This window comes from Acinetobacter sp. ANC 4910 (assembly GCF_004331035.1).
Lineage (GTDB): Bacteria > Pseudomonadota > Gammaproteobacteria > Pseudomonadales > Moraxellaceae > Acinetobacter.
Map to the genome: position 1 here is coordinate 34,810 of NZ_SJNT01000012.1, position 12,599 is coordinate 47,408.

Consider the following 12,599-nt stretch of genomic DNA (forward strand, 5'->3'; position numbering starts at 1 on the left):
AGCAGATCAATACGGGTTAAAGCTGAAATCTATTGTCCACAGTTTGGTATCTATCTCAAACACAATCTCAATAGATTATTCGCTGAAAACAGTATTATGGATTACCCAAACGTGCAGCCCATGACTAGATTTATCACGTGAATTCAAGGCAAATGGAATAACTCATGCTTCATTGAAATCTACGCTTTCTTAGCATTACTAGCCTGCTTTTTTAAGCGATAATCCAAAGCCGCTCGGCTAATACCCAATACCCGGGCTGCTTCAGAAACATTATGATTCACTTTTTGCATTGCAATAAAAATCAGTTGCCTTTCATGGTCTTCCAAACAAAAGCCTTCTTTTATTACTGCCTCTAAGTCCACTTTTTCAGGCTTTGTTTCAATATCTTGTTTAATCTGCGGAAACAAATGACTAAGTTTAATTTCCTGCTGATGATCCGTCAGTAAGGTCGCCCGCTCTAATAAATTTTCAAGTTCACGAATATTGCCGGGCCATTCATAAGTCATCACAAAGTTTTTGGCTTTGTCACTTAAACCTTTTAAAGTCTTTCCATACATATTTTCAAAACGCGATAAGAAGTGCGTAATCAATAACGGAATATCATCACGGCGCTCACGTAGCGGCGGAATAATGACAGGGAAAATGTTTAATCGATAATATAAATCGGCACGGAATCGCCCCTCTTTCACAGCTTGTTCCAAATTTTCATTGGTGGCTGCAACCAGACGTACATCAGCCTTTCGAGTTTGATGATCACCGACTCGCTCATACTCTCCTTCTTGTAACATCCGCAATAAAGCGGCTTGGGCACGTGGTGAAAGCTCAATCACTTCATCTAAAAAAATAGTTCCTTGATGAGCACGTTCAAATTTTCCACTCCGAGTTTGCGTTGCACCTGTAAATGCGCCTTTTTCGACACCAAAAAGTTCCGCTTCAATTAAATCTGGTGGAATACAGGCACAGTTTACAGCAACAAATGGCTGCCCTTTACGGGAACTACCTTCATGAATCCCTCGGGCAAAAGCTTCCTTACCCACCCCAGTTTCGCCTTGCAGTAATACAGCAACCTTACTGCCTGCTGCCTTTTTCAAAAGATCACAGACTTTACGATATGCAACTGATTCACCAATAGAATTGAACATGGTGTAGTCTGCTTCTATATCCGTATAGATATTTTTCTTTAACTCATTCAGTTCCGCCTGTAAGGCAATTAATTCATCAGACACTGGATCGGGTGACATAAACTGGATCAGCTCGTCGGCATTTTCCCATTCATCTAAAGGTTTACCAATAATTCGACAACAATCATCCCCTTTGGCAACACAATGGGTTTCTTGATAAATAATGGTTTGCCCCATGACCAAACTGGTATAACCACAGGCATAACCCAATAACATCCAACAAGCCGATTCTTCCGAAGCACCAAACTCACTTAAATGAACTTCCGCTTCAAATGAATTTCGCCAGTTAAAATCCGCATAAAATTCATGCTCATCATGACTTAATTGAAGTTCATTGACTTCAACTTGAACCATGCCACGAATACCGTGCATTTGCGGTCCAGCCATAAATGCTTCAGCTTCATTTAAATTCGGACGTAATTTAGAGGTTACTTCTGCATCCCTCACACCCGCCTGATAACCCAAACGAATAAAAAAACGCTTAGTCCGTTCCCAACCCAACATGTTATACAAATCTTTTCTTAAAAAACCCATGATGCTGGTATGCATCAGCAGCATACGGTTTTCTTCAAACCAAATTTTTCCATGCTGACTATCAAACTGAATTTTATCCAGTAAATCTTGAATATCTTTGTTTTTCTCCAAAATTTGAGTATAAAAATTCGCATCTTTGGCTTGAGGCATGACTGAATATCCATCCTTGGCTATAGGTCTCCCCCCTATCTTACCCACTTCTCACTAAAAAGCTTTACTTCCTTATTGTCATAACTTTATACCTCTAAGGTATTTTTAAATTAAACTTATAAAATCATATAGATATAAATCACTAGACCTATAAAAAGTATTTTCAAATTCCCCACCTAACCATTCATTATTTGATGAAATCAAACATTTTTATGTTCATCATTCCATGAATTTTTATCGTTCAAATAATATAAAAAAAGCAGATAAAAAACATAAACAATTGATTAATAATAACTAATCAAAGTTGGCATGAGTTTTGATATATCTCTATCAATAAATGCAAGGTTGCATCACTGAAATGATTTCAGTGTAGAGATAACAGGATGATTCCAATGACTCAAGCGCTACAACATGACCAACTCACCAAATACATTCGTGTAACAGGCGACCGTCATGCCAAGTTTGTTGAATTTGACTTCGCAATCCACGACCCAACACTTTTTGTCGAACTCATTCTTCCCCAACAAGCCTTTCAGCATTTTTGTGAAATTAACCATGTTGTTGAAATGACTCCTGAACAGCAAGCATGGAATGACGCTCAGGAAGATAAATGGCGTTATGGCGTTGAACCAACAGTCCTGAGCCAAGTTCGTAAACATTTAGATCAAGAAGATCAATCTTAAGCCTATAAGGAAATCGTGATGACTTTAGAAATTAAAACCTCCAACCTCGAACCGATTCGTCAAACCTACGCCTATATCGAACGTCGTTTTGGTAAAAAGCCAGCGACGCGTTATCAAGAAGTGAGTTTTGATGTACAAGGGGCAACCAATTTTCACTATCGTCCCATGTGGAAACCAGACAAAACTTTAAATGATCACACCCATACTGCTTTGCAGATGCAAGATTGGTATGCGTTTAAAGATCCGCGCCAATTTTATTATGGTGCATATGTACAGCATCGTGCGCGTTTACAAGAGACCGCGGAAGGTAATTATTCATTTTTTGAAAAACGCGCTTTGGTGGAAAACTTAAGTGATGAAGTGAAACAAAAAATCATCACTTGCTTATTGCCATTCCGTTATATCGAGCAAACCGCCAATCTACACATGATGTCAGGCAGTGCCTATGGTTATGGCACCGTGATTACCCAAGCTTGTATTTATGCAGCCATGGATCGTTTGGGTATGGCGCAATATCTCTCTCGTATTGGCTTACTCATTGATGGCAATACTGGTGAAGCATTACAGCAAGCCAAAGATAGCTGGATGAATGATTCTGCTTGGCAACCACTCCGTAAACTGTGTGAACAAAGCTTAACTGAACACGATTGGTTCAAACTGTACGTTCTACAAACCCTAATCATCGACAGCTTAATGCAAGCTCTGGTTTACGGTGAACTGGATCAATGGTTAGTTGAGCACGGCGCACGTGATGTGGCGATGTTGACTGAATTTATGAAGGACTGTTTAACCGATTTACGCAAATGGTCAGACCCTGTTTTAAAAACAGCCGTTGCTGAATCAGAAGAAAATAAAGCCTTAATTCAAGGTTGGATCAATACGCTTTTACCTCAAGTCACAGAAGCTTTTAGTGCATGGGCCACGACCGCACTTGGGGCCACATCTATCGACAATGGCTTAGCCGTTATTGCAGAACGCAGTAAAAAAGCGGGTTTAACCCTTGAATTAGAATCGGTTGCATAAGGATACGCAGACATGAGCTCAAAAGTTTATTTGGCATTACAAGATAACGATACCTCACGCTACATCATTGAAGCGATTGAGCAAGATAACCCAGAAGCTACCATTCAATACCTTCCTGCCATGATTCGTGTGGAAAACCTCGGAAAATTAGTGGTTCGCGCTGAAACTGTCTCTGAAAAACTAGGACAAGATTGGGACATTCAAGAATTGCAACTCAACATGATCACCTTAGGTGGCAACGTTGATGAAGATGATGACACTTTTACTTTGCAGTGGAATTAGTCCTACACAGACGAAATAAATACAAGAAGCCGATCGCTTCAACAGATTGAAAAGGATGGTCAAGATGAATAGCCAAGCACAAAATGCGACAAAAACAGCAACAAAAAAACTCAATGCGAAAGACCGTTATCGTATGCTGACCCGTGATCTAGATTGGGATTTTTCCTACGCAGATCGTAAAGAGGCTTTTCCATATGAAGAGTTTGAAGGCATTAAAATTACCGATTGGTCAAAATGGGAAGACCCATTCCGTTTAACCATGGATTCGTACTGGAAATATCAGTCAGAAAAAGAGAAAAAACTGTATGCCATTTTTGATGCATTTTCACAAAACAATGGTCAAATGAATGTCAGTAATGAACGCTATTTAAATGCCATTAAACTATTTTTAACTGCCGTAACGCCATTGGAATATCAAGCGTACCAAGGTTATGCGCATGTAGGTCGCCAATTTGGCGGAATCGGCGCACGAATTGCCTCACAAATGCAATCAATTGATGAATTGCGTCATGTCCAAACACAAATTCATGCCATGAGCCATTACAACAAATTCTTTGATGGTTTCCAAGATTGGGCGCATATGCATGACCGTGTTTGGTATCTCTCTGTACCAAAATCATTCTTTGAAGATGCGCGTTCAGCAGGCCCATTCGAATTTTTACTGGCGATTAGTTTCTCTTTTGAATATGTACTCACCAACTTATTGTTCGTGCCGTTTATGTCAGGTGCGGCCTACAATGGTGATATGGCAACCGTGACCTTTGGTTTTAGTGCGCAGTCCGATGAAGCACGTCACATGACCTTAGGTTTGGAAATCGTAAAATTCCTACTGGAACAACATGAAGACAACGTGCCGATTGTTCAGGAATGGATTGATAAATGGTTCTGGCGCGGTACTCGCCTGCTGTCTATTGTCGGCATGATGATGGATTACATGTTGCCAAACAAAGTGATGTCTTGGAAAGAAGCATGGGAAACCTATTTCGAAGAAGCGGGCGGCGCATTGTTTAAAGACCTCAGCCGTTACGGTATTCGTATGCCGAAATATTCAGACGTGATTGTGAAAGAAAAAGAGCATATTTCACATCAAGCATGGTGGATTTTCTATAACTTTGGCCATGCTGCTGGCTTCCATACATGGATTCCAACCGATGAAGAAATGGATTGGTTATCTGAGAAATATCCAGACACCTTTGATAAATATTACCGTCCGAAATGGGAGCTGGCGCGTAAGTTAGAAGCTGAAGGTAAACGCTTCTATAGCAATGGCTTACCGCAACTGTGTCAAATCTGTCAGATTCCAATGACCTTTACTGAAATGGATGGCGACCCAACCATGTTCAGTTACCGTGACAGTATTTATAAAGGCGAGCGTTACCACACTTGTTCAGACGGCTGTCATGACATTTTTGAACGTGAACCTGAAAAATACATTCAAGCGTGGTTGCCAGTGAACCAAATTTTACAAGGCAACTGTGGCGGTCCCGATTTAGAAAGTATTTTACGTGACTATTACAACTTCAATGTTGGCGCAGACAACATGGATATTGAGGGCTCTCCAGACCAAGAACGTTGGAGAAAATGGAAAGGTCACGTTGCATAAGTAAAAGGATCAGAAGTCATCTCATAAATAAAAATTTCGAGATGACTTCACCCAAGGAATTTAGGAGTTTTCTCATGCCAGTACAAGCGATTCAAAAAAACTATGAATTTGATGCACGCGATGCACAAAAAAATTATGGCGACAACATGTTGCTTTATGTGGGATGGGATCATCACACGCTGTTTTGTGCCGCACATGCTTTTGTAGTTTCGCCACAACAAAGCTTACAAGACTTGATTGATCAGCAAATTCAAGCGGGTTTCAATCAACACCCAGACTTTGAACATATCGATTGGTCAAAAGTGCAATTCACTCTGAATCGTCAATTATTAACAGATGTTGATTTTACTAAGACATTGGCTGATTTAGATTTTGATCATAAATCGCTATTGCGCTTTGTGACGCCCGGTTTAAATGGCTACAACGGCACGCATGTATAAGGGAGAAATATCATGAGTTATCAAGTCACGATTGAACCTGTAGGCATGACCATTGAAGTGGAAGAAGATCAAACCATTTTAGATGCGGCCTTACGCCAAGGTGTTTGGCTGCCCTTTGCCTGTGGTCATGGCACATGTGGCACCTGTAAAGTTCAGGTCACTGACGGTTTTTATGATGTCGGTGAAGCCTCACCCTTTGCACTGATGGACATTGAACGCGAAGAAAATAAGGTTTTGGCTTGCTGTTGCAAGCCTGAATCAGACATGGTGATTGAAGCCGATGTTGATGAAGATGAAGATTTTCTGGGTTACTTGGTACAAGACTACCAAGCCAAAGTTTTAGAGATCAAGCAACTGTCACCGACCATTAAAAGCGTACGTTTACAGATTGACCGTCCAATGGAATTTCAGGCTGGTCAATACATCAATCTTCAATTGCCAAATATTGAAGGGACGCGTGCATTTTCAATTGCCAATCCGCCAAGTGAAGAAGGCATTATTGAATTGCATATTCGTCAGGTACAAGGCGGTGCAGCCACCACCTATGTACACGAAACCCTGCAAGTGGGTGATGAACTTCAGGTTTCAGGACCTTATGGGCAGTTTTTTGTGCGTAAATCCGATGAAAAAGATGCCATCTTTATTGCGGGCGGTTCTGGTTTATCTAGTCCACAATCCATGATTTTGGATCTTTTGGAACAAGGTGATACACGTACCATCTATCTTTTCCAAGGCGCGCGTGATGTATCTGAACTGTATAACCATGAAATCTTTGAAAAGCTTGTAAAAGACTATCCAAACTTCCGCTACATTCCTGCACTGAATGCGCCCAAAGCAGAAGATCACTGGACAGGATTTACAGGTTTTGTACATGAAGCGGTGGCAGATTATTTTGAAAATAAATGCAGTGGCCATAAAGCCTATTTATGTGGTCCGCCACCCATGATTGATGCAGCTATTTCAACACTGATGCAAAGTCGTCTCTTTGAAAAAGATATTCATACCGAACGCTTCTTAAGTGCCGCTGATGGTGCAACAACAGCCTCTCGCTCAGCGCTATTTAGACACATATAGCAACATCACAACGCTGATTGAAATGTTTTAAGACTTTCTAGACATAGAACCAATTTTACTTGGTTCTCCCCCTTTCGGATGCTCTGTTTCATGTCCGTTTCAGAGTATTCGGAACAATTACACGATAAAAAAGGAAGATAAAAATGAACCGTCAAGAAATCGACACATTAGTAAAACAAATGAATGTAGATACTGCGATACGTGAAGTAAACCCGCGTGTGCAGCAAATTGTTGTCCGTTTACTGGGTGATCTTTTTCAAGCCATTGAAGATTTAGATTTATCTCAAACTGAAATTTGGAAAGGTCTAGAATACCTAACCGATGCAGGCCAAGCGAATGAACTTGGATTACTCGCTGCGGGTTTAGGCTTAGAACATTATCTAGATTTACGCGCGGATGAAGCCGATGCTAAGGCAGGAATTACAGGGGGAACACCGCGAACCATCGAAGGCCCACTGTATGTGGCTGGCGCACCTGAATCCGTCAGTTTTGCACGTATGGATGATGGCTCTGAGTCAGACCATGTCGATACCTTAGTGATAGAGGGTCTAGTCACTGATACGAATGGAAATATTATTCCAAATGCGAAAGTTGAAGTTTGGCATGCCAATGGTTTAGGCAATTATTCATTCTTTGATAAATCACAATCCGAGTTCAACTTGCGTCGTACCATTTTTACCGATGCAGATGGCAAATATACTGCTTTAACCACCATGCCAGTAGGCTATGGCTGTCCGCCAGAAGGCACCACACAAGCCTTACTGAATAAGCTTGGTCGTCATGGTAATCGCCCTTCTCACGTTCATTATTTTGTCTCGGCTCCGGGTTATCGCAAACTTACCACCCAATTTAACATTGAGGGGGATCAATACCTTTGGGATGACTTTGCCTTTGCAACACGTGATGGATTAGTTGCAACCGCAACCGATGTTACCGATTCAACAGAAATGTCAAAATTCAATCTAGACAAACCCTTTAAACACATCACTTTTAATTTCGAATTGGTCAAAGAAGTTGATCAAGCACCATCGACAGAGGTCGATCGTCGCCGTGTGAGTGCTTAATGCAAAATACGCACCAATGAGCGTTTTATTGGTGCGCTATCCATGACATCAATCTTTGTAATAACAACATCATTGAAAAGGATTTTCTATGAAAAAACTGACTTTAAAGCTATCTCTGAGCCTAATCATGGGCTTGAGCAGTACATTAACTTTTGCAACAGAAAATGGTGCTGATTCATTTGCCTTAGGTGCTGAAGGTATGATGGCTGGTGCATTACCGCCACCTGGAGTGTATTTACTTAACTATTACCAAACCTATCATGCAGGACAGTTTGACAATGGACCCCCAGATTTTCATCTAGATGTCAACGCATTCATTCCCCGTTTAGTCTGGGTAACAGAACAAAATTATTTGGGTGGGCAACTCGGTTTTTTTGCAGTACAACCTATGGTCGACTTAAGATTAAATGCAGCAGGCATGTCTGATCATAGCAGTGCTTTAGGCGATTTAATTCTAGGCTCAATGTTAGGTTGGCATCATGGTAATCATCATTGGATTGGTGCTGTTGAAGCATCCCTAGCAACTGGAAAATATGATACACCAACAGCAGCCCAACCTGTGGTTGCCAATATTGGTAAAAATTACAATACAATTCGCCCCATCATTGCCTATACTTACGCCCCTTCAAATGGCTTAGATATTTCGACCAAACTTTCTTATAATTTTAATGATGAAAATGATGATACGCATTATAAATCTGGGGAGTATTTTGCCGGTGATTACAGTGTAGGGTACAAACTTACCGATAATGTCAAAATTGCAATTGAGGGTTATGCATTTAAACAAACCAAATCTGATAAACAACAGGGTGAAAATATTGGAATGCGTGGACAAGTATTGGCTGTTGGTCCAGCCGTTCAATACCAAGATAAAAACTGGTCGATTGAAGCGAAGTACTTAAAAGAAACCAATGTTGAAAATCGCCCTGAAGGACATACTGGCCTTTTAAAATTTATATGGGCTTTTTAATACAACAAACTGAGTGATTATTGTTTTGTACTAACTCGACTTGAATCTTTTTCACCCAATTTTAAGGAATTCGAATATAAAACTCTCATGAAGCATGAAGCATGAAGCATGAAGCATGAAGCATGAAGCATGAAGCATGAAGCATGAAGCATGAAGCATGAAGCATGAAGCATGAAGCATGAAGCATGAAGCATGAAGCATGAAGCATGAAGCATGAAGCATGAAGCATGAAGCATGAAGCATGAAGCATGAAGCATGAAGCATGAAGCAGAATCGGAAAGTTTAGGCTTTAATAAAGCAAAATACATCTAGATATTTATATGAATAAGTTATTAACTGACATCAGAACAGTTCATCAATTTCCACCAACAACCCTTAAAAAAATTAGATATATTAAGATGTTACTGTTAATTAATTTTCTTTCTTCAATTAACAGATAAGAGAAAGGTCTAACAATAAAAAAACCACTTAATTAAGTGGTTTTTTATACGAATTTTGTTGGGATGGTGGCAGTTTAACTGAATATTCAATGCTTTGAATTTCATTAAAATTTAGAAAATAATTGACCCAATAATGACCCCTTTAAAATAGACCATATTTGTCTAGGAGAGTGGTGGCAGTCCACCAGATGGCTATATGTGTCTAAAATTTTGGTGGCTATTCAATCGCCTGCTTTCATTTTTTCTATTGCACGCGCAGATAAAGCAACTTTTTTAGTTTCAATCTTTTCCAACATTTCTTTTCTCTTTTGTACATTCAACTGAATTTGTTACCATACGCACCTGAGTCAGTAGAGAACTAACTCGCTCACTCCTCAAAGATCTTTTACATGTTTATAGACGGTCTTTTTTCTACTTATAATAGAATCTACAAATCTACATTTTTTGTAGATTCCAAAATCTAACCTATATTTTATATTATTGAAACTTAAGGATTTCATATACATGAGCTTGCAAGACATCATAGCCAATATCGATTCACACACCCCTATGATGCAACAGTACTTAAAAGTCAAAATGCAGCATCCTCATGCCTTAATGTTTTATCGTATGGGTGATTTCTACGAACTTTTTTTTGACGATGCACATAAAGCAGCCAAACTGCTCGGCATTACACTTACCCACCGTGGTAAAACCAATGGCAATCCAATCCCAATGGCTGGTGTGCCCTTTCATGCCGCAGAAGGTTATCTCGCACGTTTAGTTAAAAAAGGCGAAACCGTTGTTATTTGCGAACAAGTCGGCGAAGTCACAGGTAAAGGACCTGTAGATCGTCAGGTGGTTCGTATTCTTACCCCTGGTACGCTCACTGATGATGCCTTACTCAATAGTCATCAATCTTCGAATTTGGTCGCGCTGTGCTTACAACAAAACCAAATTGGTATTGCCCTGCTTGACTTAAGTGCAGGCATTTTCAAAGTTCAACAACAAGATTTCAAGCTAGAACAATTGGGCATCGAACTGGCACGACTCATGCCAAGTGAAATTTTGGTCGATGAAGATATTGTGGACCCCAACATTTTAGAACACGTTAAAAGACAACTCGACTGTCCTGTAACTAAACGTCCCAATGTGGACTTTAATTTAAATAATGCACAAAAAACCTTGTGTGATCAGCTTGGCGTTTCAACTCTTTCTGGTTTTGGGATTGATCATTTACCGTTGGCAAAAGCTGCGGCAGCCGCGCTGATTCATTATGCCAAAGACACACAAAAAACCGCATTACCGCATATCCGCAGCATTCAGCTAGAACAAAGCAGCGACTTTATAGCACTCGACCCTGTAACACGTCGCAACTTAGAAATTGTAGATCCTTTATTCGAACATGGGACGTCATTATTTCAACTCATCAATGACTGTCAGACTGCTATGGGAAGCCGATTATTAAGCCGCACGCTCATGCAACCGCTGCGGGATACTGCTTTACTTGATGCACGTCTTGATGCTATTCAAGCTTTCATTGATGGTTATCATGAATCTCCTATTCGATTAGTCCTTAAAGAAATTGGTGATATTGAACGCGTGCTAAGCCGTGTGGCTCTTGGTAGTGCTCGTCCACGTGACCTCGTACAATTACGCCAAGCGAGCGCTCAACTTCCATTTTTACGCCATGCACTCAACCCAATTGTTGCCAGCCAACAATCTAAACTGGTTCAACAATTAAATGAGGAATTGGGTGACTTTAATGGTTTATACCAGCGCCTCCTTGCAGCAATTGTAGAAAATCCACCTGTGCTGTTACGTGATGGCAATGTCATAGCAGAAGGTTTTGACAGTGAACTGGATGAATTACGCAAAATTCGCGACCATGCAGGGCAATTCCTGATCGATCTAGAAATTAAAGAGCGTGAACAATCTGGGATTGCTACCCTAAAAATTGGCTATAACCGTGTTAGTGGCTATTACATCGAACTGACACGTGCTCAGGCAGAACAGGCACCCGAACACTATATTCGTCGCCAGACCCTTAAAAATGCCGAACGCTATATCACACCAGAATTAAAAAGTTTTGAAGATAAAGTTTTATCTAGCGAATCTCGTGCATTAGCGCGTGAAAAAATGCTGTTCGAAATGCTATTGGAAGAGCTACGTCAAGATATTGCAAATTTGCAAGTCATGAGTGCAGCCATCGCTCAAATTGATTTGCTCAGTAACTTTGCACATCAAGCCCGTTTAAGAAACTGGTCTCGACCTGAATTTAGTCCAGAAACTGGCATCAAGATTATGGCAGGTCGTCATCCAGTGGTAGAAGCATTAAATAAAACTGCATTTACGCCGAATGACACACATTTGGATTATGCACATCGCATGGCGATTATTACGGGTCCAAATATGGGCGGTAAATCGACCTTTATGCGTCAAACCGCGCTCATTAGTTTACTCGCCTATTGTGGTAGTTTTGTCCCTGCACAATCAGCCGTATTAGGTCCTATTGACCGTATTTTTACCCGTATTGGTTCCGCCGACGATTTATCGACAGGGAAATCGACCTTTATGGTAGAAATGACCGAAACTTCGCAAATTCTGCATCATGCCACCAACCAATCCTTGGTGCTCATGGATGAAGTGGGTCGCGGTACCAGTACCTATGACGGTTTGTCGTTGGCTTGGGCTTGTGTTTTAGACTTAAGCAAACGAGTGAAATGCTTATGCTTGTTTGCCACCCATTATTTTGAACTGACTGAACTGAGTAAAGAATCAGGTATTTACAATTATCATGTCAGCGCCAAAGAACTGAATGGCAATTTGATTTTGCTGCATAAAGTACAACAAGGTCCTGCCAGTCAGAGTCATGGTCTACAAGTCGCAAAATTAGCGGGTATTCCTGCCAATGTGATTAAAGAAGCGCAAAACCGTTTAAAAATTTTAGAACGCCAACAGCAACAGCATGTCAATACGGCGGTACAACGTGATTTATTTGCACCTGCCGTGCAAGCGGAGCCTAATATTATTGAACGTGTAGTTGAAGTGGAAAAAGTATCTCCTGCGCTTGAAATTCTAAAAGCGTTAGATGTCGATAACCTAACCCCACGTGAAGCTTTACAGCACTTGTATCAACTGAAAGAACAATTAGAAAGTTAAGCTTTTAAATAAAG

General features: G+C 40.6%; 10 protein-coding genes. 9 read left to right on the top strand and 1 reads right to left on the bottom strand.

The features are described from left to right. Positions 1–179: 179 nt before the first annotated feature. Positions 180–1,865 (bottom strand): phenol degradation transcriptional regulator MobR, encoded by a 1,686-nt coding sequence (gene mobR, locus E0H82_RS12915; protein WP_131265168.1) that lies wholly within the window; start codon positions 1,863–1,865, stop codon positions 180–182. A gap of 392 nt (positions 1,866–2,257) precedes the next feature. On the opposite strand from mobR, the gene E0H82_RS12920 reads away from it, so the two are divergent. The 9 genes from E0H82_RS12920 (at position 2,258) to mutS (ending at position 12,585) form a co-directional block, all read left to right on the top strand. After that, positions 2,258–2,548, top strand: a complete 291-nt coding sequence (locus E0H82_RS12920; RefSeq protein WP_131265220.1) for a phenol hydroxylase subunit — start codon at positions 2,258–2,260, stop codon at positions 2,546–2,548. Positions 2,549–2,566: 18 nt separating this feature from the next. After that, positions 2,567–3,571 carry an aromatic/alkene monooxygenase hydroxylase subunit beta gene (locus E0H82_RS12925; protein WP_131265169.1) on the top strand — a complete coding sequence of 335 codons (1,005 nt, stop codon included), beginning with the start codon at positions 2,567–2,569 and terminating at the stop codon, positions 3,569–3,571. Between the two features lie 12 nt (positions 3,572–3,583). Beyond that, complete coding sequence (locus tag E0H82_RS12930; protein WP_086185130.1) at positions 3,584–3,853, top strand: MmoB/DmpM family protein; 270 nt, start codon at positions 3,584–3,586, stop codon at positions 3,851–3,853. Positions 3,854–3,917: 64 nt separating this feature from the next. Beyond that, positions 3,918–5,456 carry an aromatic/alkene/methane monooxygenase hydroxylase/oxygenase subunit alpha gene (locus tag E0H82_RS12935; RefSeq protein WP_131265170.1) on the top strand — a complete coding sequence of 513 codons (1,539 nt, stop codon included), beginning with the start codon at positions 3,918–3,920 and terminating at the stop codon, positions 5,454–5,456. Positions 5,457–5,530: 74 nt separating this feature from the next. Beyond that, entirely contained in the window at positions 5,531–5,896 is a 366-nt protein-coding gene (locus tag E0H82_RS12940; protein ID WP_131265171.1) for a phenol hydroxylase subunit P4, read from the top strand. A 12-nt stretch (positions 5,897–5,908) separates the two neighbouring features. Continuing rightward, positions 5,909–6,970: an NADH:ubiquinone reductase (Na(+)-transporting) subunit F gene (locus E0H82_RS12945; protein WP_131265172.1), complete on the top strand. Its 1,062-nt coding sequence runs from the start codon at positions 5,909–5,911 to the stop codon at positions 6,968–6,970. A gap of 143 nt (positions 6,971–7,113) precedes the next feature. Then, positions 7,114–8,034: a catechol 1,2-dioxygenase gene (gene catA, locus E0H82_RS12950; protein ID WP_131265173.1), complete on the top strand. Its 921-nt coding sequence runs from the start codon at positions 7,114–7,116 to the stop codon at positions 8,032–8,034. Between the two features lie 88 nt (positions 8,035–8,122). Continuing rightward, on the top strand, positions 8,123–9,004 hold the full coding sequence (locus E0H82_RS12955) for a SphA family protein (RefSeq protein ID WP_131265174.1): 882 nt from the start codon (positions 8,123–8,125) through the stop codon (positions 9,002–9,004). Positions 9,005–9,948: 944 nt separating this feature from the next. Then, the gene (gene mutS, locus E0H82_RS12960) at positions 9,949–12,585 is read left to right on the top strand and encodes a DNA mismatch repair protein MutS (protein WP_131265175.1); all 2,637 of its coding nucleotides are present in this window, start codon (positions 9,949–9,951) and stop codon (positions 12,583–12,585) included. Positions 12,586–12,599: the final 14 nt, after the last annotated feature.

Excerpts from the sequence above, each read along its gene's own strand:
- mobR (WP_131265168.1), bottom strand. The coding sequence starts at position 1,865 with ATGCCTCAAGCCAAAGATGCGAATTTTTATACTCAAATTTTGGAGAAA.
- E0H82_RS12920 (WP_131265220.1), top strand. The coding sequence starts at position 2,258 with ATGACTCAAGCGCTACAACATGACCAACTCACCAAATACATTCGTGTA.
- E0H82_RS12925 (WP_131265169.1), top strand. The coding sequence starts at position 2,567 with ATGACTTTAGAAATTAAAACCTCCAACCTCGAACCGATTCGTCAAACC.
- E0H82_RS12930 (WP_086185130.1), top strand. The coding sequence starts at position 3,584 with ATGAGCTCAAAAGTTTATTTGGCATTACAAGATAACGATACCTCACGC.
- E0H82_RS12935 (WP_131265170.1), top strand. The coding sequence starts at position 3,918 with ATGAATAGCCAAGCACAAAATGCGACAAAAACAGCAACAAAAAAACTC.
- E0H82_RS12940 (WP_131265171.1), top strand. The coding sequence starts at position 5,531 with ATGCCAGTACAAGCGATTCAAAAAAACTATGAATTTGATGCACGCGAT.
- E0H82_RS12945 (WP_131265172.1), top strand. The coding sequence starts at position 5,909 with ATGAGTTATCAAGTCACGATTGAACCTGTAGGCATGACCATTGAAGTG.
- catA (WP_131265173.1), top strand. The coding sequence starts at position 7,114 with ATGAACCGTCAAGAAATCGACACATTAGTAAAACAAATGAATGTAGAT.
- E0H82_RS12955 (WP_131265174.1), top strand. The coding sequence starts at position 8,123 with ATGAAAAAACTGACTTTAAAGCTATCTCTGAGCCTAATCATGGGCTTG.
- mutS (WP_131265175.1), top strand. The coding sequence starts at position 9,949 with ATGAGCTTGCAAGACATCATAGCCAATATCGATTCACACACCCCTATG.